Genomic DNA, 25,355 nt, shown 5'->3' with positions numbered 1-25,355 from the left:
GAACACGCCTATGCACTGCCCGCTGTGTCACCATGACGACACTCGAGTGGTTGATACTCGCGTCTCAGAGGACGGTGCTTCGATCCGTAGGCGCCGGGAATGCCAGCAGTGTAAACACAGATTCTCAACTCTTGAAACATCCAGCTTTCTGGTGGAAAAGCGGTCTGGCGTAGTTGAGCCTTTTTCTAGAGAGAAGGTTATCGTTGGGGTTCGTAAGGCTTGCCAGGGGCGCCCGGTAGATAGTGACGCACTTGCTCTTCTTGCGCAAAGGGTTGAGGAGCAGCTTCGCGAATCGGGTCGAGCCACGGTTAAAGCATCGGAGGTTGGCAAAGCAATCCTGCCGTTCTTACGGGAGCTCGATGTTGTTGCCTACCTGCGTTTCGCGTCGGTTTACTCGGGGTATCAGTCCCTAGATGACTTCCAGGAAGCTATTGATTCTCTTCGCGCTGAGGGTAAGTAGGGATTACGCCGTCATCTTAGGTAAACGGATCTGATACTTGCTGCTTCTTCATGTTGCTGGAGTCCTAGGCCGCCAGCAACAACTGTATTAGTCTCGCTTAGTTTCCTTGGTTTCGCCCTCTGTTTTTGCTTTAGGCTCATCGGTGGATGGAGAAGTCAGGTTCTCAACGCGTTCACGCAGGCGATCCGCGGCTTCTTTAGTTTGGGACTCCAAACGTTCTGAGAGGGCCTTCAGCTCCGTTGAGGCAACGGCGGCGCCCTCCCGTAGTTGTCCAACTAGATCCTGGCTGGGAAAGTCGAGTTTTTCGCCTGCTTCTTCAAGGTATTCGCGAACTTTGCGACGCATGACCTTGCCGATTTGCGAGCGGGGTAGCTCGCTCATTACTACGATGCGACGGGGGAGCGCGTAGTGCGCTAGTGATTTTTCTGCCCATTTGCGCACGTCGTCGAGCGTGACGGTGGCGCCGGCTTCAAGAATGAGCGCGGCAACTACTTCCTCGCCGCGTTGAGCTTCTGGCAATCCCACAACGGCAACGTCATCAACGCCTGGCATTCCCCGCACCGCATCTTCTACTTGGGATGGGAATACGTTGAAGCCGCCGGAAATAATGAGTTCTTTTTTGCGATCGGACATGACAATGAAGCCGTCTTCAACGCGGACCAGGTCCCCGGTGCGTAGCCAACCGTTATGGAAAGCAGTTTCGGTTTCTTCTGGGTTGTTCCAATAGCCTTTGAACACTTGCGGTCCGCGGATGAGCAGCTCGCCAATTTCGCCTTCAGCAACGTCGACGTCGAGATTGTCTTGGTCCGCGATTCGCACCTGCGTCGAGGGGAAAGGCAGGCCGAGCGTGCCGGGACGGCGCGCTGAAGAGAGTGGGGAGCCTACGGCTACGGGTGATGATTCGGTCATACCGTAGCCTTCAATCATGTAGCCACCGGTGGCCTGCTCCCACTGCGCTGCAAGTTCCTTCGATAAGGGCATGGCTCCAGAGAGCGTGAATTGGATGGAGGTTAGGTCAGCATTAGTTTGTTCTGCTTTGGCAAGAAGCCTTGAAAACATGGGTGCAACGCCAACGAAGAACGTACAAGGAAGGCGCTTTTGGGCGTCTAAAACCATATCCACGTCAAATTTGGGGAAGAGTGCAAGGGTCGCGCCGAGTAGTATTCCCGAGCACATCGCAATGGTGAATCCGTAGGCGTGGAATAGGGGGAGAATAACGTAGAAAACTTCGGAGCCGTCGTGCAGAGGGGTGACCCATGCTCGTGATTGCATCATGTTGGAAACGATCGAGCGCTCCGTGAGCATTGAGGCTTTCGGTACGCCCGTTGTGCCTCCGGTGTGCATGAGGACAGCGACGTCGTCGATCTGAGCTGCAGGAGCTGAACGGAGCGGAACGACATTGTTAACAGTAGCGTCGAAATCTTTGGTCCAGCTTGGGGTCTTAGCGCTCATTTGTGCTCTCTTACGCTTGGCGGCGGCGATCGGCATGTTGATTAGCATGCGCGGCCCAAAAGGTAGTGCTTTGGTTAGGTTGACGGTGAATACGTGGTGGGGAGCAACACTTTCTATGTCGATGGACTTGAGAGAGTTCTCCCAAATCACCAACACGTCGCATCCGGCGTCGCGAAGTTGGCGAGATAGCTCCGCTTTGGGGGCAAGTGGGTTGGTCTCCACAACGATCGCGCCAATGGTGAGGGCGCCAAATACTGCTATGACATGCTGCGGGCAGTTTGGAAGGGTGATGCCTACACGGTCGTTGCGCCTCACGCCGCTACGGGTGAATACCCGTGCGGCCTGGCGCACTTTACGAGCCAATTGAGCATAGGTCATTGTGGCACCGAGGAAGTCGAGGGCAATCCGGTTCGGGTATCGCTCGGCCGTGGCAAACAATACCTCGGGCAAAGTTTGGGTCGCTTCGGGTACGGTGTAGGCGACGCCTGCCGGGTACCGTTTACGTAGCTGTTCAGTCAGATTCATTATTGCTCAACTTCCTTGCCAGCACTGTCTCTACTTACGTTACCGTAACTTTGGGTTGAGCTTGAGATGAAACGAGCAAAAGAACAGCGGGGCGGGAGAATAATCCTGCCCCGCTGGTTTGTCTTCTATGCGTTTGCCGCAGGTGCTACATCTTGCGTTGGCCTCCGCAACACCCGCATGCGGATTGTGTCGTCCATTTCGTCGATAGATCGAACAGCTTCGATTGGAAGTTCGGAGGAAATGTCGGTAATCGCGTAGCCGATGCCAGCGTTGGTGCCGAGAATCTGACCGTTGATGTTCGCTCCGTGCTCGGCAAATGTTTGGTTCACCAGGGCAAGCACGCCCGGCGTGTTTCGGTGAATGAGTGCAACACGGTAGCGGGAGGACTGCGATGGAGACAGGACGAGGTTCGGCATGTTTACCGACATGTCGGTGGATGCAGACCTCACGTAGTCCACGATCTTGTTGGCAACAAAGCGGCCAATGTCTAGCTGTGCCTCTTCTGTAGATCCGCCCACGTGCGGCGTGAGGATAACGTTATCCATGCCTACAAGCGGGCTTGAGAACGGGTCACCGTTCTTTTTGGGCTCAGCCGGGAATACGTCCACTGCGGCTCCGGCAAGATGGCCGCTTTCCAGGGCCTCTACAAGGTCGTCAATATCGGATACGAAACCGCGCGACAGGTTGATGAACAGGGATCCTGGCTTCATCATGTCGAATTCGCGTTTGCCAAACATAGCGGTGTTTTGCGGCGAACCATCCACGTGCAGCGAGACGATATCGGCTTCGCGAAGCACCGCTTCCATAGTGGCCATAGGTTGGGCGTTGCCAAGGGCAAGCCTTTCTGCGATGTCGTAGAAAATGACTTTCATGCCCAGAGCCTCAGCAAGTACCGAAAGCTGCGTGCCGATGTTTCCGTAGCCAATAATGCCGAGCGTGCGGCCGCGAATCTCGTGGGATCCCGTGGCTGACTTATCCCAAACTCCCTTGTGAAGCAGAGAGTTGCGAACGGTTAGTCGGCGCGTGAGGGCAATGATTTCCGCGATGGCTAGTTCAACTACCGACCGCGTGTTTGAATAGGGCGCGTTGAAAATGGTGACGCCCTGTGCAGACGCTTGCTTGACATCTATTTGGTTAGTGCCGATGCAAAATGCGCCGATTGTGCACAGCTGCGGGTTTGCTTTCAGCACCTTTTCAGTGACGTTGGTTTTGGAACGGATGCCCAGGATTTCGAAGTCTTTGAGTGCGGATGCGAGTTCGTCCTCATCCATGGCTCCGGTGTGGAAAACAGCTTCAATGTCGTGGGCCGCAAGAATTTCTTTGGCCACCGCATGGGGGTTTTCAAGTAGAAGTGCGCGTCTCATGTTCCTATCTTGACACTTTAAGAAACCGGTTGACAGAAAGTGCCGAAAGATGGACGTTATACAAGTGCATTTGGAAGTGGCGAGGATGAGACTGCGTGCAACCGGTAGGTTGGGCGCGTGAGGGCCACATAGATGTCTCCGGGGGAATCAGCGATGATCTCGTTTGGTTCCCACAGGATCACGGTGTCGAACTCCAGGCCTTTGGACTCAACCGGGGTGATTAGGCAGATGCGCTCATCCAGGCTCGAGCCCCATCCACAGGCTTCGCGCAGATGGCGAATACTGGTAGGGGAGGCAATGACTGCAATCCGACCGTTTCCTGCGCCTACCCGTTTGCTAAGCATCGCGTCCTCGGCCTTGACAACGGCTTGGAGTTCTTGGACGCTACCTCCGGTCGTTGTTTTCGCGTACGCGTCAACCACGTCTCTTGCAGCCACGAGGGGATAGTGCGCAGGCGTGCCAAGCTCATCCATTAACGCATTGGCGCGGTCGAGGATTGCGGCCGGAGTGCGGTAAGACACCGTGAGGATCTCTTCGCCCTGGTATGCACGCATGGCGGGGCCAAGGACGTCGCTCCAAGACTTTGCGCGGCCTGCGGAGGATCGCTGGTCGAGGTCTCCGGTCACGGTAAAAGAACGTGAAGGACAGCGACGCAGGAGTGAGTTCCACGCTAGCGGGCTTAACTCTTGGGCTTCGTCTACGATCACGTGGCCATAGGCCCACGTGCGGTCACGTAGGGCGCGTTGGCTGAGCGTAAGGTCGGAGCCTTCGCCGGCTGCACGTTCGGCAAGCATGGAGGCAGACACCATCCCGTGGCCAAGTCCCATGGCGGCGATGGCTTCACCGGCCGCATCGATTTCTCGCTTGCGTGCCTGTTCGCGGGCGTTCGCACTCGCGGAGGCTGACGGCAGTGCTCCAAGCAATTCTTCTAGCTCGTCGAGGATGGGAATGTCGCTTTCGGTTAGCGCTGATCCTCGAAGGCGACGAATCGTGGCTCGCTCACTTTCGGTCAGCTCCGGTGCCATTTGTTCAAGGAATGTTTCGTTCGCGTACAGCTTTTCTAACACTTGAAGGGCGGAGACGGGGAGCCAGGCAAGGTTGATTGCGCGGCGCGCTTCCTTGGATCCGCGAATGTAGTCGTGATACCACGAGAGGTGCTCGCTCGCACCCACCTGCTCGTTCATCTGGCGGGCAAGATCATCCATCAGTTCGAGTGCAAAGCCCTCCCACGCCTCGTTGTGGGGTTTACCTGATCGGCGGGCAGATGCGCGGGCGGCTTTAACAGTTTCGGATCGCAGGGTCACGCGGTAGGAAGCAATGCTAAGCGGAGTGTCGTTAGGGACGCGCTCAAAGCTACGCACCGCGCGTTTTGCGATGTCCACCCACGCCATGCGTCCCTTGATCTCGCGCGCTTGAGCGGATTCGTGAGCTCGCGGGGAATAACCGGGCAGGAGACGTCCGATAGTGGTGGACACAACGCCATTTTCGCCAAGAGAGGGCAGTACCTGGTCTATGTAGCGCAAGAAAATGTTGGAGGGGCCTACGATGAGCACGCCGGAGCTTTCTAGACGGGCGCGCTCAGCGTAGAGCAGGTACGCTGCGCGGTGTAGCGCGACGGCGGTTTTGCCCGTGCCCGGGCCGCCTTGGATCACGAGCAGGCCGTCTGATCCTCGCCTAATGATGGCGTCTTGCTCGGCCTGAATGGTGGATACAATGTCGGACATTTGTCCATCTCGCGCTTCAGATAGCGCTTGCATGAGGGCGCCTTCGCCTTGAAAAACTAGCTTGCCATCGGGTTTGGAATCTGTGTTTAACAGTTCATCTTCAACGCCTATCACGGCGCGGCCACGGGTGCGGATGTGACGGCGCCGTACCACGTCCTGCGGGTTAGCGCCGGTGGCTTGATAGAAGGGACGCGAGGCTGGGGCACGCCAGTCGATAAGAATTTGGTCCCCGCCCTGGTCACGTAGCCCGATGCGTCCAATGTAGTGAGTGGAATCATCGGTGTTGTCGATGCGTCCAAAAACGAGTCCGTCTACGATGGATTCGAGGCGGCTGGCTTCGTCTCCCCAGTGCGCGGCAAATGCGTCGCGTTCGGTAAGGGCTTGTGGCGTGTTACGCCATTTTGAGGCTTCTGCAGTGCGCTGGTGTTCGCGGTAGCGTTTGCGCAGTTCGTCGAGAACTTCGTAGGCGGTGTCTACGAAGTCTTGTTCTTTGCGAAGTTCCTCGTTCAAGGCATCAGATTGCAACGCGATGTCCTTACCTGGTGCTGATTTGGGCGTTAGATAATTATCACTCAATTTGGAGCTATTTTCGACTTAATTCCCTCTGTTGAGGCGTGGGCTTCGTCATTTACGCGTTTAGCTAAACTTGTGTGTCAGTTATCGGGGAATATTCGCGGGCGAAACGCGTTAGTAGTTTGTGGAAACGATTTTTGGTGGCAGTTGCTAGGCTTAGGTCTAGGGTCGTCAAGAAGGAAGGAGGGCAATGTTGGGTAATAGGGATTTTGAGTTGCTGAATTTTGAGCCGGATGTGAATTTCCATGCTCCGATTTTGCTCAGCCACCTTGTTGGCTCAACGGATGCTGGGGATGCCGGCGGTCTGGTGGTTTCTCAGATGCTTGCGTCTTTGCCGGTTACGCGCGTTGCTACGTTTGATGCGGACAGCTTGCTGGATTACCGCTCTACCCGTCCGACGGTGACTATAGACAATTGGCATGTTAGCGCTGTCGACGTGCCCCAGATCGCCATTGACCTTGTGCAAGATGACAAGGGAACGCCCATTTTGCTGCTGCACGGGCCGGAGCCTGACACGAAGTGGCAGGCGTTTGCGGGTGAGGTCGCAGAGTTTGCGCGCGAGGCCGGGGTGGAGATTTTGGTTTCGCTAACGGGCATGCCGGCGGCGGTGCCACACACCCGCCCAACTATGGTGCACCTGCAGTCTACGGATGCTGATTTGGTTGGAGGGCAGCCAAAGCTTGCGGGCGGACCGATGCAGTTCCGGTCGTCGATAAACACGTTCTTGCAGCATTCTTTGTCTCAAGAGGGGATCGAGGGCGTGTCGTTCCTCGCAGCTGTGCCTTACTACATGGCGAACATGGAGTACCCGCAGGCTTCCCTGGCTTTGCTTGAACGCATGTCGTCAGTGTTTGGTCTCACGCTGCCTACCGGCAATATTGAAGCTAGTACCCAGGTCGTGAATGACCAGCTCGCTAATCTCGTAGTAGAAAGCGAGGAAGTAGTTGGCTTGGTAGGTCAGCTAGAGCAGCAATATGACGAGGAGATTGACGACTCGGTGAAGAAGATCGGCAGTCTCCCTACGCCGTCTGACTTTGTGTTTGGCTCTGGCGAGTCGGTCACGGATTCTGACCAGGTTGTAGATGCAGACGCATTAGCGGCCACTATCGAACAGTTTTTGGCGCGCACCGAGAACATTGATGCGCCCGTGCAGGTAGAGGAAGATACGTCGGCTCCAAAGCCGCGGCATCGCGCCCCGAAACCGTGGGAGAAAGAAGCGTAGTTTTCGCGGCCTGTAGCCTGCGTGCGAAACGCGATGTTTATTTTGATAGTTGCGGTAGGGCTGGGCCCTACCGCAACTTTAGTATTGGCGCGTTGCGGGCCCAGTGCGCGCTGTCTTTCTTGCTGAAGTAGCGCGGGGTGAGGGGGAGTCGGCGGATGAGGCGCTGTAGTTCGCTCCATTTCAAGGCGACGTCCTCGTCCGGATCCGCGGGTTTGTAGGCAACGATGACTACGTTTCCACGCCTGCCTCCGGTGAAGATGCGCCCTTCGGTGATGGTAGAGACGTGGCTGAAAACTGCGAGCGCTGCGGAAAGGTCGTTGCGCGCATCATCTCCACCGCCCCCGTGCACGCAGTTGACAAGAAGGAGACCGCCGGGCCGAAGTACCTCGTGGGCTTTTTGATAGAACTCTAGTGTGCGTAAAGGCGTGGGGGTATGCGCGCCGGTGAAAACGTCGCGCACGAGGACGTCGAAGCGTTCGGGGCGCATGGTTTGAAGTTCTTGGAAGGCTTCACCCTCGCGAATTTTGAGGTGCGGGGCGCGCGGAAGGTCAAAAAGTTCACGCATAGCGGTAGAGAGCTGCTCGTTTAGTTCCACCACGGTTTGTTTTGATCCGGGTCGCAGGTGATGCCATGCGAGTGGAAGGGCGCATGCGGCGCCTCCCAGATGGAGGGCTTCGAGAGGGCGGCCGGGCAAAAATGCGTCGATGGCCGCGGTCATTTGCTGCATGTATTCGAACTCAAGCAGTGTTGGATCGAGTAGGTTGATAGAAGAAGATTCGTAGGTGTCCAGGTAGACGGTTGCGAGTTGTTGGTCGACAACGATTTCAACTTCGGTTCCGCCAGCCTCGAAAGTTAGTCCATTCTTGAGAGTGAGCTTTTCGGCCTCATGGTTTTGGACGCCGCGTTTTTTCGCCATGCTGTAGACGTTACAACATTTTGAGGGAGGGCCATGTCGAAGGCGCCACGTTCCGCCGCTGCGAAGCGGGACTGGGGTAGTGATGATACTGGTTGCAATATTTTGCACGTTGACATGGATTCCTTTTTCGCACTGGTGGAGGTATTGGAAGATCCCGCCTTGCGGGGCAAGCCACTCATTGTCGGAGGTCGGGGTAATCGAGGCGTCGTTACCTCCGCAACGTATGATGTGCGAGCTCTTGGGGTGCATGCGGGAATGCCGATGGCGCAGGCGCGTCGCCGGGCGCCCGGGGCGGTTGTGGTGCCCGGCCGCAGGGAAGTGTATTCGCAGTATTCGGCTCGGGTTATGAAGATTTTGCGTTCCGTCACTCCGGCTGTGGAGCAGATTAGTATTGACGAGGCGTTTCTTGATGTCTCCGGGTCGGTTCGCCGGTTAGGAAGACCAACAATGATCGCGGAGCTGATTCGCGAGCGCGTTCGAGGCGAGATCGGTCTGGTAGCTTCCGTAGGTATTTCCAATATCAAGTCGGTTGCAAAAATTGCGTCGAGTCATGCTAAGCCCGATGGTGTTTTGCTCATTCCGCAAGATCGAACGGTTGACTTCTTGCACGAGCTACCAGTTGGCGCCCTGTGGGGTGTGGGAGGGCGAACTCAGCAGGTGCTTTCCCTAAACGGCATAGACACGGTGGCTGACCTTGCGAATTATTCCCTCACGCGTTTGGATAAGCTTCTCGGTGTAGCTTCATCGAGGCGGCTACATGACCTCGCGTGGGGGATCGACCCGCGCAAGGTGCACGTGCACCGCCCAGAAAAGTCGATAGGTACAGAAACCACCTTTGGGGAAGATATTTCAGATCCTGAGATCTTAGAGCAGATTCTCCTCGAACAATCTCACGACAATGCGAGGCGTTTGCGCGCAGCCAAAATGGTTGCGTGGACTGTGGCTATCAAGGTGCGCGCAGCTGACTTCCACACGGCCACGAGGTCACAAACTTTATCGAGTCCAACAGATGTAGGCATGGACATAGCGAAGGCAGCACGCAACCTATTTCGCGCCTACGGGCTGCCAAATGGAGGCGTGCGCCTGATCGGAGTGCGTACCGAAAACCTGCAGGAGAGGGCGCAGGGAGTCGCGGTCACACTAGACGATGATGGCAAGGCCAGAACAGCGGAGCGAACCATGGATGCGGTTAAGGAGAAGTTTGGAATCGATGCGTTGCGCCCCGCCACTTTGATTGAAAAACGACCTCGCGGAGATGATACTGGCGGCCCTAAAACCGAACCGTGAATAATCGTTGCCCGCAACTTCAGTTAGTAAATGCCGCGGTCACACTTTAGTATTGGACTAGACAATCAGAGCTGATCGTTTTAGCGATGACACGGAGGTGAAAAATGGCACTTTCAGACCAGGAACGTCAGATCCTCGAGCAAATGGAACGCGAGCTTCGCATCCAAGATCCAGATCTCGCATCGACCATGTCTTCGCAGTCAGCGCCTAAGGCTATTCGAGTACGTAAAACGTATTCTCCTCGCCGAGTTGCTACGGGCATAGTTTTAGCCATGGTTGGATTGATCCTTCCGTTGGTAGGCATCTCGGTTGGTCCCACGTGGCTAGCCGTTTTGCTTGGCGTAGTTGGCTTTGCCCTGATGCTTTTCGGCGTACTCATGATCGCCATTCCTACTGAAGCAGGTGGCGCATCACCGGGCGAAGCAGTGAAGTCAAAATCCAATTTTATGGATCGCCAGCAAGAAAAGTGGGATCAGCGCAAAAAGTAGCCGGTCCTATCTGATAGGACGATCCACATAGCAGCGGCTGGACCCTCATAGGCGGCCCGCATATCAAGACATAAAAGTGGTGGAGAGCATTTCGCTCTCCACCACTTTTACGCTCACGCCTTCTTCTTGATCACATAGCCCTTAGGCACCACGGTGATACCAGACTCTGTAACTGTTAGGCCGCGCTCGCGGTCATAGTCCAGATCGACGCCCACTTCGGCTCCATCTTCGACGATCACGTTCTTATCCAAGATCGCTTTCGAAACGATAGCGTTGCGGCCGATGCGACATCCATCCATCACCACGGAGTCCAGGATTCTGGCCCAAGAGTGTACGTATACGCCGGGGGAGAGAATTGAGTGAACAACCTCGCCGCCCGAGATGATTACGCCCGGCGAAATGAACGAGTCGAGGGCATGGCCGAGGCGGCTGGTCTCGGAGTACACAAACTTGGCCGGGGGAAGGTGGCCCTGGATTTGCGTCAGGGTTGGCCACTCGAGGTTGTAGAGGTTGAATATCGGGTGAACCGAAATCAGATCCATGTTCGCGTCATAGAACGCGTCGAGAGTACCAACGTCTCGCCAGTAGTCACAGTCACGTTCAGTGGATCCGGGAACCACATTGTCGATGAAGTCATAAACGCCGCAACCGCCGTTGTTCACGAACCAGGGGACGAGGTCACCGCCCATATCATGGTTGGAGTCGGGGTTCTGCGCATCCTCGCGCAAGGCTTTCACCAGCGCTTCGGTGGTGAACACGTAGTTGCCCATGGAGGCCAGGAAGCTGTTCGGGTCATCCGGTAGGCCCTCGGTGGTCTCAGGCTTTTCCAAGAACTCGGTTACGCGACCATTTTCGGATTTGATTACGCCGAAAGAGGGAGAGAGTTCGAGCGGCTGGCGAATACCTGCAACGGTGCACGGAAGGCCAGACGCAATATGGTGATCCACCATCTGGGAGAAGTCCATGCGGTAAATGTTGTCCGCACCAACGATCACCACATAGTCGGGGCGTTCGTCTTCGATGGTGTTGAGGGACTGGTAGATGGCGTCAGCCGATCCCTGGTACCAGTGCTCGCCACGTCGCTGTTGGGCGGGGACGGGTGCCACGTAGTTGCCAAGAAGAGTGGACATGCGCCACGTTTTGGTTATGTGACGGTCCAAGGAGTGAGACTTGTACTGAGTTAGAACCACGATCCGCAAGTAACCGGAGTTCACAATATTCGACAGTGCGAAGTCAATGAGGCGGAAATGTCCGCCAAAAGGTACGGCCGGCTTTGCGCGGTCGTCGGTGAGGGGGCGAAGTCTGCTGCCTGCGCCGCCAGCAAGAACAATTGCAAGTACGTGTTTAGCCATGTCTTAAGGGTATCCGTGACGAACCGCTCTCGTCAGCACATTCGCTTCGATATTGTGGGGATAGCGAATGTTGTTCACTCGTTTCGTTAAATCTAAGGGATGGTTAATATGCGCGTTGATTTGCTTACCCGCGAGTATCCGCCAAATATTTACGGTGGTGCTGGTGTGCACGTGAATGAGCTAGCTCGAGTGCTAAGGCCGATGGTGGATTTGCGTGTCCACACGTTTGACGGCCCGCGCACTCCCGGCGAGCCTGGTGGTGAGGATGGCGTTACCGGTTACAGCTACCTTCCTGAGTTAGAGGGCGCGAACAGCGCGCTTCGAACGTTTGGCGTAGACCTGCAAATGGCCAGCGGTGTGGAGGGTACTGATCTGGTGCATTCGCATACGTGGTATGCCAATCTTGGCGGTCACCTCGGCAAACTCTTGCACGAAGTCCCGCACGTGATCTCAGCGCACTCGCTTGAGCCGCTCCGTCCGTGGAAAGCAGAGCAACTTGGCGGTGGATACAACCTGTCGTCCTGGGCAGAAAAGACCGCGTATGAGGCTGCCGATGGCATCATTGCGGTTTCGAACGGTATGCGAGCAGATATTTTGAGGTCTTACCCGAACATTGATCCCGATCGCGTGCACGTAATTCACAACGGCATTGATTTGGGCGAGTGGGCAAAACCGAAGACGGAAGAAGAAAAGGAGGCGGCTCGCCAGACGCTTGAGCGCCTGGGCATTGATCCGTCAATTCCTACCGTGGTATTCGTGGGCCGTATTACGAGGCAGAAGGGTCTTCCGCACCTGCTTCGTGCACTACGCGACATTCCTAAGGATGCACAGATTGTGCTCTGCGCTGGAGCGCCTGACACTCCGGAAATCATGAATGAGGTCACCGGTTTGGTAGATGAACTACGGGCAGAACGCGATCGAGTATTCTTCATTACGGATATGCTCCCGCGTGCTGAACTCGTAGCGATTCTCGATGCCGCAACAGTTTTTGTGACTCCCTCGATTTATGAGCCGCTTGGCATTGTGAACCTGGAGGCCATGGCTGTGAACCTCCCCGTGGTGGGTACCGCTACCGGAGGCATTCCAGACGTGATTGTTGATGGTGAGACGGGATACCTCGTGCCAATAGAGCAAAAGCAGGACGGTACGGGAACCCCGCTCAATCCGAAGCAATTCCACGCTGATCTGGCTGAGCGGCTAACGAAGCTACTGGAAAACCCGGAGCTGGCCGCAAAAATGGGGCAGGCCGGTAGGCGCCGGGCAGAGGAACAGTTTGCTTGGACAACCATCGGTGAGCGCACCGTTGAGTTGTACAAGAAGATTTTGCAGGGCTAGCTTCTAAGCCCTTTTGCCCGGACCGAACGCTGTATCGGTCCGGGCAATCTCGTGCCGCGCGCAGAACCTTTGCAAGGTAAGATTTATTACATGGAACACGTTGTAGATTTGCATAATGTCGAAGTGCGTCGCGATAACAATCCGATTTTGAAGGATGTCACGTGGACGGTTAATGCCGGTGAGAACTGGGTGATTTTAGGCCCTAACGGCGCTGGCAAAACGACGCTTGTGAATCTACTTACCGGTCGGGTATTCCCTTCCATTTCGCCAGATTCTGAGTACACTGCGAAGGTGCTTGACTACCGGCTTGGCCGCGTGGATCTGAAGGATCTTCGTACGATCGTGGGGATGGCGAGCTCGGGGGAAGAACACCTTGTGGGTAGCAAGCTCGCAGTTATAGACCTGTTGCTTTCCGCGCTTTACGGCAAGATTTTCCGTGGTCGAGAAGAGTACGAGGAACAGGATCTGAGCCGCGCTTCGGATCTGCTTCACATCATGGGAGTGGGCTATCTGGCAGAGAGGCGCTTTAGCACTCTTTCCGAGGGGGAGCGCCAGCGGGTATTGATTTGCCGTGCGTTGATGGCGGATCCGGAGGTTCTTATTCTTGACGAGCCAACGGCGGGCTTAGATCTTGGCGCTCGTGAATTGCTGATGATGGCGTTGGAGGAGATCGGTAAAGATAAGAATGCTCCCGCCATGATCTTGGTAACCCATCACGTTGAAGAGATTCCGCGGTGCTTCACCCACGCAGCGCTAATGAACGCAGGTTCGATTGTTGCGGCTGGGCCGATTGAAGAGGTCCTTGTTGATGACGTTGTGTCCTCGGCGTTCGGATTGCCGCTAAAAGTCTCTTCTACTGATGGTCGGTGGAGTGCTAGGGCAGATTACTAGATAGCTAAGGATTGCATATGACCCTTGCTTGGTGGCTTGTTATCGCGCTTGGTCTTGGCGTGGTCGAAGTTCTAACCGTCGATTTTATTTTCATAAATCTTGCGTTTGCAGCTGTTGCTGCGGGCTTGATTTCCTACGCCGGTTTTGGTTTGGTGGGGCAGCTGGTCGCGTTTAGCGTGGTGGCCGTCCTGCTCCTACTGTTGGTGCGGCCGTGGGCCAAGTCGTTCATGGAGCGTCACACTCCAAATATTCAAACCAATGTTCGCGCTCTGGTGGGACAAACCGCTACAGTGCTGGAGCCTGTTGATCAGCACGATGGCAGGATCCGCCTGGACGGTGAAATCTGGTCGGCGCGCACGAATGTTGGGGAGATTCCCGTTGGTACGAGCGTCATCGTCACTGAGATCGATGGGGCTACTGCCGTTGTAGATTTGAAATCCTGATCTTTTAGGAGGCACCCATGCCTTATGTAGCTATAGTTTTGCTACTGCTGGTGGTCGTGATTGTCGTGCGGGCAATCCGCGTTGTCCCGCAGTCGCGCGCACTTGTAGTTGAGCGCCTCGGTCGTTTCCACACGGAAATGTACGCAGGTTTGCATCTCATTGTTCCGTTCATCGATCGTGTTGCCTCGCAGGTTGATTTGCGCGAGCAGGTAACCTCGTTTCCGCCGCAGCCGGTGATCACAGCGGATAACGTGGTTGTTTCGATTGACTCTGTTATCTATTACCAGGTGACCGATCCTCGTAGTGCAACGTATGAGATTGCGAACTATATTTCAGCAATCGAACAGCTCACGGTTACAACGCTTCGTAACGTGATTGGATCGCTGGACCTCGAACAGACGCTAACTTCCCGCGATGACATTAACTCGCGCTTGCGCGGTGTGTTGGATGAGGCCACCGGTAAGTGGGGTATTCGAGTCAATCGCGTTGAACTGAAAGCGATTGATCCGCCACCCTCGATTCAGCAGGCAATGGAGCAGCAGCTTCGTGCGGAGCGTGATAAGCGTGCCGCTATTTTGACTGCGGAGGGTGTACGCCAGTCGCAGATTTTGAAAGCCGAGGGTGAAAAGCAGTCTGAGATCCTTCGTGCGGAGGGTTTCGCGCAGGCTCGAGTGCTTGAAGCTGAGGGTGAGGCCCGCGCCATCCAGCAGGTGTTTGAAGCTATTCACCGCGGTGATGCTGATCCGAAGTTGCTCGCATACAAGTATTTGGAGATGCTTCCAGAGCTTTCGAAGGGCGAGGGCTCGAAGGTGTGGGTTGTGCCCACCGAGCTGACTGCAGCGCTCAGCGCAATCTCTACTGGTTTCACTGGTAAAGAAAGCTAGTTTTCAGAAGAAGGTTATCTCTAGGAGGATAATTGCGTCTCGTTTTGGTCCGTCATGGCCAGACTCCTTCCAATATTTCGCATGCTCTAGATACCGCGATGCCCGGTGCTGATCTCGATGAGGTGGGCGCGGCGCAAGCTGAGGAGCTGGCGGATAATTTTGAGCAACTCGTGGGGTCAAAACCGTCGGTGATTTACGTTTCGCCGCTGAACCGGACTTTGCAAACAGCAGCTCCGCTGGCAAAAAAGTACGGGCTGACACCGTTGGTACGTGAGGGTATCCGGGAGGTGATTGCTGGCGACATCGAGATGTCTACAAAGGGCGAAGATATTCGCACCTATTTGAGTGCGGTACTCGCGTGGATCGATGGAGACCTCGACTGGCAAATGCCAGGCGGCGAGGACGGCTGGCAGACGCGGGCGCGCTTCGGTTCGGTAATCACCGAGGCGCTGAGCTTGGCTCGTGAGGAGTTCGGGCCCGAGGCAACAGTGGTTTTAGTAGCTCACGGGGCTATTATTCGCGTGATCTCTGCAACGCTGTCGGGGGACTATAACCGCGAGCTGGTGGCCCGCTATCCTATGGAAAACGCTGCAACCACAGTGTTGGAATGGAAGGGCGCGGACCAAAACTGGATGCAAGATAGAGCCCCATGGCAGGCAGTGACCTGGTCGGATAGGCCGTTGGATTCCTATGAGTTGACCGGTGGCCCGGTGGTCCCAAAGGAATCAGGGTTGCGATCTAACTAAACAACAAAACCCGGTGGCGCGTAGAAAAGCCACCGGGTTTTGTTGTATCAGATCGAGGATCTTAGAGGACTTTGCCAAAGAACTCTTGCGCCCTGGGGTGCTGCGGGTTTTCGATGATGGTGCGAGCATCGCCTTCTTCGACGATCTTGCCGTCATCCATGAACACGAGGTAGTCCGCCACCTCTTTGGCGAAGCCAATTTCGTGGGTGACAACCACCATCGTCATGCCGTCTTTTGCGAGGTCTTTCATAACTTCCAAAACTTCGCCCACAAGTTCGGGGTCGAGGGCGGAAGTGGGCTCATCGAACAGCATGAGCTCAGGTTTCATTGCCAGAGCGCGAGCAATGGCTACGCGTTGTTGTTGTCCTCCGGAGAGCTCGGCAGGGTAGTGGTCCGTCCGGTCTGCCAGCCCAACGCGCGTAAGGAGCTCCAAAGCTTCAGCTTTTGCCTGCTCTTTTGGTACGCGCTGAACCTGCACGGGGCCTTCCATGACGTTTTCGAGGGCAGTCATGTGCGGGAACAGGTTGAAGCGTTGGAAAACCATGCCAATGCGTGAGCGTTGCGCGGTCACCTGCTTGTCGCGTAGCTCGTGGAGCTCGATTTTGCCGCGGCGCTCAACCTCGCGCATGCCCATGAGTTCGCCTTCGAGGTAGACGCGGCCAGCGGAGATCTTCTCCAGCCCATTGATGCAGCGAAGAAGAGTCGATTTACCGGACCCGGAGGGGCCGAGAAGCACACACACTTCGCCTTTGTCCACGGTCATGTCGACACCTTTGAGCACGTGGAGGTCGCCAAAAAACTTGTGTACGTCTTTGATCTCAATCATTGCTGTCATGGTGTCACGTCCATAAATGGGTTGTTCTGCGTGGTTTGTGCACTGCCAATGAGATCTTGCTTGGTTGGCTTCCTTTTTGCATTCTTGCCCGCTTGCTCGTCGAAGCCCCTACCGAAGTAGCGCTCCAGATACATCTGTCCGATCATGAGGACGGAGGTGATGAACAGGTACCAGATGGCGGCTGCTACGAGCAGTGGAACGGGGGCGAACAGCTGGATGCCCTTGTCACGCGCTGCCCAGGTAAGTTCGAGCGTGAACGGGATAGCCGCCACCAAAGAGGTGGTTTTCAGCATGGAGATCGTCTCATTGCCAATCGGCGGAATGATTACCCGCATGGTTTGGGGCAAAATGATGCGGCGCAGAATTTGGCCGCGTTTCATGCCGAGCGCGGTAGCTGCCTCCCATTGTCCTTTGTCCACAGCATTAAGACCGGAGCGGATGATTTCTGCCAGGTAAGCGCCCTCGTTTAGGGACAGGCCTACAATCGCCATCCAGAACGCGGTAAACACGGTTGCGGTTTCGAAAGAAACAAACTCCGGGCCAAAAGGAATACCAAGTGATAGGCGCGGGTAGAGCGTGGGAAGTAGCGACCAGAAGATCAGCTGCGTGTAGATCGGGGTGCCACGGAAGAACCAGATGTAGAACCACGCGACGTAACGCAGGATGGGGTTTGGTGATTGGCGCATGATTGCCATGGTGATCGCCAGAATGGTGCCAACCGTCATGGAAATAATGGTGAGGATTAGCGTGTAGAACACGCCCGTCATGATCGTGTTAGAAAAGAGCCATTGTCCAACAACGGGCCACTGGAAATTAGGGTTTGTAACCAGGGAGTTGATCGCCATTGCGGCGAGGATGGCTACTACTGCTGCGGACAGCCAGCGCCCCGGCCGGGGTACCGGCCGGGGGTGGATTAGGTTTACGTTATCCATGGATTACTTACCCGGGACCTCGGCCTTAGAAAGTGCCGCGTCGCCGGCTCCATAGAGGTTCAAGATGTCCTCGAGAATGCCGTTGTCCATGAGGTATTGCAGTGCCTTCTGTATGGCTTCGGTAAGAGCAGCATCCTCCTTGTTAATGACAATGCCTTGCGGTTCGGACTCGATTACTTCGCCCACCTGCTCAAGCTGGCCATTCGTCGATTCGATTGCCCAACCTGTGATTGTCGAGTCTGACAGCACCGCGTCGTATTGGCCGCCCACAAGCTTCGTCACGTTATCGGTGTTGAGGTCGTGAGGCATGATCTTGATAGCGGCTTCGCCCTTTGCCTCGCACTCGGCGGATAGGTCGGTTACGTAGGTTTGCTGGTAGGTACCGGTTTGAACGCCAATGGTCTTGCCACACGGGCTGCTTGGATCAAATCCAGACGGGTTACCGGCCTTTACAGCGTAGGAGGATCCCACTTCAACGTAGGAAACCATATTGACCTGTTCCATGCGCTCGGGCGTGATAGTGAAGGAAGAGGCGCCGATGTCAAACTTGGTGCCCAGCGCGGGGATGATCGTTGCAAACTCAGCGTGGGTAGTGGTTCCTTCTGATAGGCCCATTACTTTGGCTAGTGCCTTGACGAGTTCAATATCGTAACCGATGGGAGTTTGGCCGTCGGTGTCGCGGAATTCTGCGGGTGCGTAGTCGGTTGAAGCGCCGTTGCGGAGCTCGCCGCGAGCCTTGATTTCCTCGGGCACGAGAGCGGCAATGTCAGCCTGCGTTTCAATCGAGTCGATGTCGTAGAACTTGGCAACCGAATCGGAAGGTGCAGTCGCTTCTTCACTGGGCTGGTCTGGGTCAGAGCAGGCTGCAAGGGAAAGAGTAGCAAGTGTGGCTACCGCAACCATGCTGAGCATCTTTTGTGTCTTCACGGCAAAACTCCTAGATGTAAAACTTTCAACATGTATAAGTATTGCCATTAGTGAATGAATATGCAAGCTGGTGAATGTTTATTTGATGTGACTTGTAATACGCATCAGAAATGATATCTGCCGCCGAGAACCTCGGCGGCAGATAAAAAATATTCAGTTACCAAAAAGATTACTTCCCGCGCAGTGCGCGCCGAGACATTTTTACCTTCGTCGGATCTACGCCGTGAGGCATGCCGCCCTGTTTGGCAATAGAGGAGACGGCTTGAATGCGGTTAGCAACCTCGGGAACTTCCTTACGGTGTAGCGATTTGGGAAGCTTGCGCAGCTCAGCCTCAAGCTTCTCGAGCTTCACTTGGTTCTCGCCCTCGCCTACGTGAATGATATGTACCGGAACGTTGGTTACAACCCTTTGGGCCAGTTTGCGCTCGCGCTCAACAAGATCGCGAACACGTGCGTTTGGCCCCTCGGTAATGAGGACAACACCGGGCCGTCCAACCAGACGCCAAACGATATCTTGGTTTCGGTTGGCGGCGATGGGTTCTTGCGTAACTATCCAACCTCTGCGGATCTGCGAGAGCACCGCATAAACGGAACCAATCGTGCCGGAGACCTGCCGGTACATTGCCTTCTTCACGAGTGTCGCAAGGATAGCCATTGGCACGAATGCAACGAGCGTGGCGGCCAAGAAGATGAGAATATAAATATTCATCTTCGTCCAGATGCCCAAGACCACGAATAGGGCAATTACACCAATGGTTGCTCCGAGTATCAGCCAGCTTACCCACGGGAACGTGCGTTTGGTGATCTTGTAAGCGTCGTAGAGGTTGTGATACCACCGGCGCTTTTTCGGTTTACTCTCCGCAACAGGTGTGCGTGATTCGTTTTCTTTTTTAGCCATGATGGCCCCAGTTTACCCTCTTTTGGACAGCTGACGAATGTTCAGGATAAAGCCTACCAACGCAACCAAGATTCCCGCTCCAGCCGAGGCTAAGAATGTCGGTTTGTCATGGAAGTTTTGGGCAATAATGCCACCCAAGCTGGACCCGATGGAAACGCCAATTACTACTGATGATTGCATCGACGTCATCGCTATCGCTATGCCCCCTCGGGGAGCAAGTGATTCCGCCAAGGTGAATGCGGTAACCATCGCCGGGCCAATAAAGAAGCCTGCAAGGGTTAGTAGAAATGCAGTCGATAAAAGGTCGCCCGCCAGTGCCACCAGACTCATCGCTGCCGCAATGCCCAGGCCACCTATAAGCAGGCGAGTGGGCAGGTTTATACGTTCAGGGATGGCGACGGTCAAGATGGCCATGATGGCAGAGCCGACTCCCATTGCTGCGTATACGAGGCCAGCGATCCCTTGGTGTCCCAGCAGTTCGGCCCGAACCGTGGTTGCAGCTTGGGTGGTGCCAAACAGCATTCCAATACCGGTCATGGCAATGATGGCGGGAGTGACGGCAAGTATCACTCTGCCAACTCCAGGGCCCTGTTTGTCCGCGGCCTGCGCGGCCGGCTTTGTTTTTGGAGCAAGGAGCGCGAAGGCGATTCCTGCGGTTGCAACCAGCAGGAATGCGAGGAATAGCGGTGCGGACTCGAATGCGGCTGTGGCTGCAATACCAACGAGGGCGGGGCCAAGTACGAATACGAGCTCATCCGCCATGGATTCATACGATAAGGCCGCACCGAGTTCTCGTGGCGTGTTGGTCTGATGGATCCAGCGGGATCGGGTGAAAGATCCGATGGGAAGAGACGTGAATCCTACTGCCATGCAGGCAAGGAACAGGGGAAGCCCAGCGGTAGCGGTTTGTACCGCGAGAAATAGAAGTAGAAGCGCCAGCGCATTAATAGGAGTGAGTATCCGTAGCGGCAAAAACTGACCTTTACGGTCAGCCCATTTACCGATCAAAGGTCCCGCGATTGCGGTGGAGATTGCGGTGGATGCCGTGGCGGCGCCGCCTTGTGCAACGGATCCGGTGCTGGCCGTGACTGCGGTCATGACACCCAGGGGAAGCATTGCGTAAGGGGCTCTTGCTGCAAAAGCGATTACGAGTGTTTTCCAGCCCGTTAGCTGGGGGAGTACCCGGTAATGTCCGAGCGCTCTAAAAGGGGATGAATGCATTGTTCTAGATTTCGAAGTTGCTTACCCACCCGGGTTTTTACTCATCCAACCGGCCAAAGCGGCACTCACTAAAACAGTGGGGTCCCCATTGAGTAAAAAGCAGATGGGCGTCACGCTTTCGCGTGAGCTTTCCAAGCTTACCGCAAGTAATCCACAGGCGCGCCCCTGTGCGTGAGGGGATTGGCGTAATGTGGTTGAGTTATCTCATGAGCATCAAGGGCTATGAAATTATTCAGCCGTTCACCGTGTCGTCCTCGGGCACGATATGGCAGGCAACTACAAAAACCGGTGAAGCCTGCCTGATCCGTTTTGTTGCACGGGATGAGGCGGACTCTCTTGCTGACCGTCTGGAGACTCTCTCGCGCTTGGAAAGTCCATTTGTTGCGCGATTGATTGATGTTGTCCCCGACGGGGCGCGAGTTGGGCTTGTCACCTCGCTGGTCGAGGGCGTGCCACTCAACCAGTGGATACAACTGCCGGGAGCTAATACAAAGAATCGGGTGCGCACACTGCTGCGTAGCGTCGCTTCAGGATTGAAGGATTTGCACGAGGTGGGATTGGCTCACGGTGATGTTTCAAGTGCGAACGTGGTTGTGGGAACTGCAGGGGCTGTGCTGGTTGACCACCTGCTGGGTACCGGTTTCACGCCCGGGTTTGCTGCGCCGGAGAAGCTGGAGGGTCAGCAGGGTACAGACCCATTGGCAGCCGATGTCTGGGCGTGGGGAGCTCTAGCTCGCGAACTGGGATTTTCTGGAGCGGTTGCGGAGAGGGCGTTGGACGCAAATCCCGCTACTCGGCTCTCGATAGAACAGATTTTGGAATCGCCGGACCTTAAGGGACACGACGGAGGCGCTGTGCTTGCGGTGGAGTCCGATGCGTCCATGCTGGACGCGGGAGATCTGCTACGCCAAGAGACCTCTATGGCGCAAACGGTTCTAAATGAGCGTCCGGGAGGGCGGCATGCGCGGGCGCGAAGAAAGGGGCGGGCGCGAATCGCGGTTGCTTCAACGCTTGTGATTGTAGGTATGGCCACGCTTGGTTTTTGGTGGCTCCGGCCGGTGGCGCCAGTGCCCGTGGCTACATCGGTTGAGGAAGCGGAGACCTCCGTGGTCCATTGCCCTTCGTCTGGTGAGGCGCAGTCGGTCGTCTCGGATCTGACTACAAAACGAAATAGGGCGATAGTGACATCTGATAGAGCACTACTAGAGACCGTGGTCGATCCCGACAGCAAGGTTTTTGAAAAAGATGCTGAGCTGATTGAGAGCATCGAGCAGTCGGGAATAGAGATCCGAAACCTAGCAACTGCGGTAACAGATGTGAAGGTCGTGGAATGCTCCCCGTTAGAAGTGCTGGCAACCTTTACCCAAAACGAACATGAGCGGTGTCAGGAAGATATCTGCGAGGTGGTTGAGGCCCAGCCAGCTAGTCGGTTGAAGCTCACGTTCACCGGCCCGCCTTGGCGTGTAAGTGATGTTACCTCAATGGATCCTGAACAGCTCTAAGTGGTGAGGGGGAGGCTTCTCAAATGCGCTTTGGCGCAATCAACACAAACTAGTCCTGGCATAAAAATGGGGCAGCCCGATGATAATCGGACTGCCCCATAGCTAGTTGAGGTTAGAGACCAAGCTCGGCCTCAAACTCTGCTTCTTCGAGGCGGTTCTTGATCGCGGTGAGGAAGCGGCCTGCGTCAGCGCCGTCGATGAGGCGGTGATCGTAGGTGAGGGCAAGGTAGACCATGGAGCGAATTCCAATGGTTTCGTTGCCGTCCGCATCCTTGATGACCATCGGACGCTTGACGATGCGGCCAACGCCAAGAATGCCAACCTGCGGCGCGTTGAGTACCGGCGTGTCAAACAGCGCGCCGATCGCACCGGTGTTCGTAACGGTGAAGGTTGCGCCAGAGAGCTCTTCCGGCTTGATCTGGCCGTCACGCGAGCGAGCAGCGAGATCGTTGATCGCTCGGGCAATGCCCGAGAGCGTCAAGTCGCCAGCATCCTTGATAACTGGAACCATTAGGCCGCGTTCGGTGTCAACTGCCATTCCGATATGCTCGTAGTTGAAGTACTCAACTTCCTTGCCCTTAATCTCGGCGTTGACCTTCGGGTACATCTTGAGTGCTTCCGTGGTCGCCTTGATAAAGAACGGGAGGAACGACAGCGAGGTGCCTTCGCGAGCCTCAAACGATGCCTTCGCACGCTTGCGTAGCGCCGCGATGCGGGTCACGTCAACCTCTACGACGGTGGTTAGCTGAGCCGATCCTTGCAGTGAGCTCATCATACGATCGGCAATAACCTGACGCATGCGAGTCATCTTCTGCGTGGTGCCGCGTAGCGTGGTGTCTTCAACCACCTTGCTCTTCGAAGTAGCAGGTGCTGGCGTAGCGGCGGCGCCAGCGCGCTTGTCTGCCTCTTCCTTGGCAGCATAGACATCTTCCTTGCGGATACGGCCGCCAATGCCTTGACCGGTTACATCAGCTAGATCAACACCGAGGTCCTTTGCAAGCTTACGCACAATAGGGGTGACGTATTTGCCGGAGGCGGAAATGTCAGCGCGAGCAGGCTGGGCTGGTTCGGGCTTCTTCTCCTCGGCAGGTGCAGGCTGTGCTGCAGGAGCAGGGGCCGGAGCTGGAGCCGGAGGAGCAGGCGCAGGTTCTGGCTTGGGTTCTGGGGCCGGTGCCGGAGCAGGCTCAGCCTTCGGCTCGGGTTTACTTTCCGCATCTGCCGCGACAGGCGAGCCGGTGGAGATGACCGCAACAACGGTATCAACGTCCACCGTCTCGTCCTCGTCCACCTTGATTTCAGCGAGGAAACCAGAGACGGGGGAGGGAACCTCAGAATCGACTTTGTCGGTAGAAACTTCCAGTAGGGCCTCGTCGGCCTCAACCTTGTCGCCAACTGCCTTTAGCCACGCAGAAACGGTGCCTTCGGTTACCGATTCGCCAAGGGCCGGCATCTTAACTTCGATAAGTTCGCCATCTGGCGACGGGGCCGGGGACTCCTGCGCAGCTGGTGCGGCCGGTGCCGGCTCAGCTACCGGGGCCTCTTCAGCCGGTGCTTCTTCGGCCGGAGCCGGCTCTTGTGCGGGAGCCTCTGCTTCACCCTCGTCACCGATTAGGGCGATGACGGAGCCAACTTCAACAGTTTCGTCCTCTTCAACCAAAATCTTGACGATCTTGCCCGCGTAGGGGGAGGGAACTTCAGAGTCAACCTTGTCGGTAGAAACTTCGACGATGGGCTCGTCTACCTCGACGGTGTCACCCACCTGCTTAAGCCATTCGGTTACAGTGCCTTCGGTGACGGACTCACCGAGAGCTGGCATCTTAATCTCTTGTGCCACTTTACGTATCTCCTTAAGTAGTGGGTCTTAGGCTGAGTGCAACGGCTTGCCAGCGAGGGCCAGAGCCGCCTCTCCAATGGACTCGTTCTGAGTTGGGTGCGCATGGATAATGCTGGCCACGTCCTCAGCGTACGCTTCCCAGTTTACAATCAACTGGCCTTCGCCAATCTGCTCGCCCATGCGGGCGCCAATGGTGTGGAAGCCAACGATAGGACCGTCTTTGAGTGCAACGAGCTTTACCAGGCCAGCGGTATTCAGGATCTGGGACTTACCATTGCCGGCAAGGTTGAACTCTTGCGTGGCAATCTTGTCGCCGCCGTACTGCTCCTTAGCCTGTTTTTCGGTTAGGCCAACGGAGGCAATTTCAGGCTCGCAGAAAGTTACTCGAGGAATACCTGATTCGACGATTGGTTCGGGGTTCAAACCAGCGATCTCTTCGGCAACGAAGATGCCCTGTAGGAAGCCGCGGTGTGCCAGTTGCAGGCCGGGGACGATGTCACCAACCGCGTAGATCCCTTCAACGTTGGTGCGCAGACGCTCATCTGTGATCACGAAGCCGCGCTCCATGTTGACACCCTGCTCCTCGTAACCGAGGTTTGCAGTGGCCGGGCCGCGCCCGATGGCTACCAGCAGAATGTCGCCGTCGTAGGTGTTACCGTCATTCGTCTTTACGTGAACACCGGACTCATCTTGAGTGACGGATTCGAACATGGTCTTGGTCTTGAAGTCAATGCCACGCTTGCGGAACTGGCGCTCAAGGTTCTTCGAGATGGCCTCATCTTCAGCAGGAACGAGTCGGTCCAAGCCCTCAATGATGGTTACTTCAGCGCCGAAGGATGCCCATACGGACGCGAACTCAACGCCAATGACGCCGCCGCCAAGCACGATTGCCTTAGACGGAACCCAGGTCATCTGCAGGGCCTGCTCGGAAGTAATCACGTTACCTTCGATTTCGAGGCCGGGAATGGTCTTGGAGTAGGAGCCGGAGGCCAGGACAATGTTCTTGCCGCGGTATTCCTTGCCATCTACGGTAACGGTGTTCTTTCCCGTGAGCCTGCCCCAACCCTGCACGTAGTCGACCTTGCGCATCTTAATGAGGCCCTGCAGACCCTTGTGGAGCTGGTTAATGGTCTGGTCACGGTATTCTGCGACGCGGTTCATGTCGATTCCGTCGAAGTTAGAATTCACGCCAAAGTAGGCGGATTCCTTAACTGTGTCGGCAACTTCTGCTGCGTGCAGGTATGCCTTTGTCGGAATGCAACCGCGGTGCAGGCAGGTGCCGCCAAGCTTGTCGCCTTCGATTAGAGCTACTTTTAGCCCAAGCTGGCTAGCGCGCAAGGCGGCTGCGTAGCCGCCGGAGCCGGCGCCGAGGATGACCAAATCGTACATTTCTTCACTCACGTGATTCTCCCCTTATGCGAGTTTTGACCTAGAGTCATTACTTACCGCTCATTCTCGCACTGATCGTCTACGATTACCTCTTTTGTGATCACATTTTCGGCCCTTGTTTTGTGCCTTATGCAACAAGAACGGAGCGGGGTATA

22 protein-coding genes are annotated in these 25,355 nt (G+C 55.8%); 10 read left to right on the top strand and 12 right to left on the bottom strand.

Translation table 11 applies throughout. The features are described 5' to 3' along the window. The first annotated feature begins 10 nt into the window (after positions 1-10). Positions 11-460, top strand: a complete 450-nt coding sequence (gene nrdR, locus HMPREF2854_RS00375) for a transcriptional regulator NrdR (protein ID WP_070617516.1) — start codon at positions 11-13, stop codon at positions 458-460. Positions 461-547: 87 nt separating this feature from the next. Here the strand turns inward: nrdR and HMPREF2854_RS00370 are convergent, their stop codons facing one another. From HMPREF2854_RS00370 to HMPREF2854_RS00360, 3 genes are all read right to left on the bottom strand, one after another. Further along, on the bottom strand, positions 548-2,437 hold the full coding sequence (locus HMPREF2854_RS00370; protein ID WP_070617513.1) for an AMP-binding protein: 1,890 nt from the start codon (positions 2,435-2,437) through the stop codon (positions 548-550). 125 nt (positions 2,438-2,562) lie between these two features. Next, on the bottom strand, positions 2,563-3,801 hold the full coding sequence (gene serA, locus HMPREF2854_RS00365) for a phosphoglycerate dehydrogenase (protein ID WP_070617510.1): 1,239 nt from the start codon (positions 3,799-3,801) through the stop codon (positions 2,563-2,565). Between the two features lie 56 nt (positions 3,802-3,857). Beyond that, positions 3,858-6,050 carry a HelD family protein gene (locus HMPREF2854_RS00360; protein ID WP_083309290.1) on the bottom strand — a complete coding sequence of 731 codons (2,193 nt, stop codon included), beginning with the start codon at positions 6,048-6,050 and terminating at the stop codon, positions 3,858-3,860. A 238-nt stretch (positions 6,051-6,288) separates the two neighbouring features. On the opposite strand from HMPREF2854_RS00360, the gene HMPREF2854_RS00355 reads away from it, so the two are divergent. Then, the gene (locus tag HMPREF2854_RS00355; protein ID WP_070617506.1) at positions 6,289-7,320 is read left to right on the top strand and encodes a PAC2 family protein; all 1,032 of its coding nucleotides are present in this window, start codon (positions 6,289-6,291) and stop codon (positions 7,318-7,320) included. A 67-nt stretch (positions 7,321-7,387) separates the two neighbouring features. Here the strand turns inward: HMPREF2854_RS00355 and HMPREF2854_RS00350 are convergent, their stop codons facing one another. After that, positions 7,388-8,236 (bottom strand): spermidine synthase, encoded by an 849-nt coding sequence (locus HMPREF2854_RS00350; RefSeq protein WP_083309289.1) that lies wholly within the window; start codon positions 8,234-8,236, stop codon positions 7,388-7,390. A 33-nt stretch (positions 8,237-8,269) separates the two neighbouring features. On the opposite strand from HMPREF2854_RS00350, the gene dinB reads away from it, so the two are divergent. Next, complete coding sequence (gene dinB / locus HMPREF2854_RS00345; protein ID WP_070617503.1) at positions 8,270-9,523, top strand: DNA polymerase IV; 1,254 nt, start codon at positions 8,270-8,272, stop codon at positions 9,521-9,523. Positions 9,524-9,627: 104 nt separating this feature from the next. After that, a complete protein-coding gene (locus HMPREF2854_RS00340; RefSeq protein WP_070617500.1) occupies positions 9,628-10,011 on the top strand; it encodes a DUF3040 domain-containing protein in 384 nt (127 codons plus the stop codon). A gap of 113 nt (positions 10,012-10,124) precedes the next feature. On the opposite strand, the gene glgC is transcribed toward HMPREF2854_RS00340, so the two are convergent. After that, positions 10,125-11,363: a glucose-1-phosphate adenylyltransferase gene (gene glgC, locus HMPREF2854_RS00335; protein ID WP_070617497.1), complete on the bottom strand. Its 1,239-nt coding sequence runs from the start codon at positions 11,361-11,363 to the stop codon at positions 10,125-10,127. 108 nt (positions 11,364-11,471) lie between these two features. On the opposite strand from glgC, the gene glgA reads away from it, so the two are divergent. The 5 genes from glgA (at position 11,472) to HMPREF2854_RS00310 (ending at position 15,662) form a co-directional block, all read left to right on the top strand. Continuing rightward, a complete protein-coding gene (glgA, locus tag HMPREF2854_RS00330) occupies positions 11,472-12,698 on the top strand; it encodes a glycogen synthase (protein WP_070617763.1) in 1,227 nt (408 codons plus the stop codon). A 90-nt stretch (positions 12,699-12,788) separates the two neighbouring features. Next, positions 12,789-13,589, top strand: a complete 801-nt coding sequence (locus HMPREF2854_RS00325; protein ID WP_070617760.1) for an ABC transporter ATP-binding protein — start codon at positions 12,789-12,791, stop codon at positions 13,587-13,589. A 17-nt stretch (positions 13,590-13,606) separates the two neighbouring features. Further along, entirely contained in the window at positions 13,607-14,032 is a 426-nt protein-coding gene (locus HMPREF2854_RS00320; protein WP_070617494.1) for an NfeD family protein, read from the top strand. A 17-nt stretch (positions 14,033-14,049) separates the two neighbouring features. After that, on the top strand, positions 14,050-14,916 hold the full coding sequence (locus tag HMPREF2854_RS00315) for an SPFH domain-containing protein (RefSeq protein ID WP_070617492.1): 867 nt from the start codon (positions 14,050-14,052) through the stop codon (positions 14,914-14,916). Between the two features lie 32 nt (positions 14,917-14,948). After that, positions 14,949-15,662, top strand: a complete 714-nt coding sequence (locus HMPREF2854_RS00310) for a histidine phosphatase family protein (protein WP_070617490.1) — start codon at positions 14,949-14,951, stop codon at positions 15,660-15,662. A 61-nt stretch (positions 15,663-15,723) separates the two neighbouring features. On the opposite strand, the gene HMPREF2854_RS00305 is transcribed toward HMPREF2854_RS00310, so the two are convergent. The 5 genes from HMPREF2854_RS00305 to HMPREF2854_RS00285 all read right to left on the bottom strand — a co-directional run bounded on the left by HMPREF2854_RS00305 (position 15,724) and on the right by HMPREF2854_RS00285 (position 20,475). Beyond that, a complete protein-coding gene (locus tag HMPREF2854_RS00305; RefSeq protein ID WP_070617487.1) occupies positions 15,724-16,497 on the bottom strand; it encodes an amino acid ABC transporter ATP-binding protein in 774 nt (257 codons plus the stop codon). Beyond that, positions 16,494-17,429 (bottom strand): amino acid ABC transporter permease, encoded by a 936-nt coding sequence (locus tag HMPREF2854_RS00300; protein ID WP_070617484.1) that lies wholly within the window; start codon positions 17,427-17,429, stop codon positions 16,494-16,496. The genes HMPREF2854_RS00305 and HMPREF2854_RS00300 overlap by 4 nt, the downstream gene beginning before the upstream one ends. A gap of 3 nt (positions 17,430-17,432) precedes the next feature. Beyond that, entirely contained in the window at positions 17,433-18,356 is a 924-nt protein-coding gene (locus tag HMPREF2854_RS00295; RefSeq protein ID WP_370870600.1) for an ABC transporter substrate-binding protein, read from the bottom strand. 169 nt (positions 18,357-18,525) lie between these two features. Then, on the bottom strand, positions 18,526-19,254 hold the full coding sequence (locus HMPREF2854_RS00290; RefSeq protein ID WP_070617480.1) for a DUF4191 domain-containing protein: 729 nt from the start codon (positions 19,252-19,254) through the stop codon (positions 18,526-18,528). A 12-nt stretch (positions 19,255-19,266) separates the two neighbouring features. After that, a complete protein-coding gene (locus HMPREF2854_RS00285) occupies positions 19,267-20,475 on the bottom strand; it encodes an MFS transporter (RefSeq protein ID WP_070617477.1) in 1,209 nt (402 codons plus the stop codon). A gap of 188 nt (positions 20,476-20,663) precedes the next feature. Between HMPREF2854_RS00285 and HMPREF2854_RS00280 the strand changes: the two genes are divergently transcribed. Then, complete coding sequence (locus HMPREF2854_RS00280; protein ID WP_148130860.1) at positions 20,664-21,977, top strand: protein kinase family protein; 1,314 nt, start codon at positions 20,664-20,666, stop codon at positions 21,975-21,977. 112 nt (positions 21,978-22,089) lie between these two features. On the opposite strand, the gene sucB is transcribed toward HMPREF2854_RS00280, so the two are convergent. Both sucB and lpdA read right to left on the bottom strand, forming a co-directional pair. Then, on the bottom strand, positions 22,090-23,811 hold the full coding sequence (gene sucB, locus HMPREF2854_RS00275; RefSeq protein ID WP_070617471.1) for a 2-oxoglutarate dehydrogenase, E2 component, dihydrolipoamide succinyltransferase: 1,722 nt from the start codon (positions 23,809-23,811) through the stop codon (positions 22,090-22,092). A 27-nt stretch (positions 23,812-23,838) separates the two neighbouring features. Next, positions 23,839-25,212 carry a dihydrolipoyl dehydrogenase gene (gene lpdA / locus HMPREF2854_RS00270; RefSeq protein WP_186822461.1) on the bottom strand — a complete coding sequence of 458 codons (1,374 nt, stop codon included), beginning with the start codon at positions 25,210-25,212 and terminating at the stop codon, positions 23,839-23,841. Between the last annotated feature and the right edge of the window lie 143 nt (positions 25,213-25,355).

This window comes from Actinomyces sp. HMSC075B09, assembly GCF_001812395.1.
Lineage (GTDB): Bacteria > Actinomycetota > Actinomycetes > Actinomycetales > Actinomycetaceae > Gleimia > Gleimia europaea.
Note: the sequence above shows the minus strand (reverse complement) of the source record. Positions and strands in the feature narration are given on the sequence as shown.

What these genes read in the sequence shown, in the direction of transcription:
- HMPREF2854_RS00370 (WP_070617513.1), bottom strand. Translation starts at nt 2,437, where the DNA reads ATGAATCTGACTGAACAGCTACGTAAACGGTACCCGGCAGGCGTCGCC.
- HMPREF2854_RS00290 (WP_070617480.1), bottom strand. Translation starts at nt 19,254, where the DNA reads ATGGCTAAAAAAGAAAACGAATCACGCACACCTGTTGCGGAGAGTAAA.
- HMPREF2854_RS00280 (WP_148130860.1), top strand. Translation starts at nt 20,664, where the DNA reads ATGTGGTTGAGTTATCTCATGAGCATCAAGGGCTATGAAATTATTCAG.
- HMPREF2854_RS00300 (WP_070617484.1), bottom strand. Translation starts at nt 17,429, where the DNA reads ATGGATAACGTAAACCTAATCCACCCCCGGCCGGTACCCCGGCCGGGG.
- HMPREF2854_RS00340 (WP_070617500.1), top strand. Translation starts at nt 9,628, where the DNA reads ATGGCACTTTCAGACCAGGAACGTCAGATCCTCGAGCAAATGGAACGC.
- HMPREF2854_RS00285 (WP_070617477.1), bottom strand. Translation starts at nt 20,475, where the DNA reads ATGCATTCATCCCCTTTTAGAGCGCTCGGACATTACCGGGTACTCCCC.
- HMPREF2854_RS00325 (WP_070617760.1), top strand. Translation starts at nt 12,789, where the DNA reads ATGGAACACGTTGTAGATTTGCATAATGTCGAAGTGCGTCGCGATAAC.
- nrdR (WP_070617516.1), top strand. Translation starts at nt 11, where the DNA reads ATGCACTGCCCGCTGTGTCACCATGACGACACTCGAGTGGTTGATACT.
- dinB (WP_070617503.1), top strand. Translation starts at nt 8,270, where the DNA reads ATGTCGAAGGCGCCACGTTCCGCCGCTGCGAAGCGGGACTGGGGTAGT.
- glgC (WP_070617497.1), bottom strand. Translation starts at nt 11,363, where the DNA reads ATGGCTAAACACGTACTTGCAATTGTTCTTGCTGGCGGCGCAGGCAGC.
- HMPREF2854_RS00355 (WP_070617506.1), top strand. Translation starts at nt 6,289, where the DNA reads ATGTTGGGTAATAGGGATTTTGAGTTGCTGAATTTTGAGCCGGATGTG.
- HMPREF2854_RS00315 (WP_070617492.1), top strand. Translation starts at nt 14,050, where the DNA reads ATGCCTTATGTAGCTATAGTTTTGCTACTGCTGGTGGTCGTGATTGTC.
- HMPREF2854_RS00350 (WP_083309289.1), bottom strand. Translation starts at nt 8,236, where the DNA reads ATGGCGAAAAAACGCGGCGTCCAAAACCATGAGGCCGAAAAGCTCACT.
- glgA (WP_070617763.1), top strand. Translation starts at nt 11,472, where the DNA reads ATGCGCGTTGATTTGCTTACCCGCGAGTATCCGCCAAATATTTACGGT.
- HMPREF2854_RS00320 (WP_070617494.1), top strand. Translation starts at nt 13,607, where the DNA reads ATGACCCTTGCTTGGTGGCTTGTTATCGCGCTTGGTCTTGGCGTGGTC.
- serA (WP_070617510.1), bottom strand. Translation starts at nt 3,801, where the DNA reads ATGAGACGCGCACTTCTACTTGAAAACCCCCATGCGGTGGCCAAAGAA.
- HMPREF2854_RS00305 (WP_070617487.1), bottom strand. Translation starts at nt 16,497, where the DNA reads ATGACAGCAATGATTGAGATCAAAGACGTACACAAGTTTTTTGGCGAC.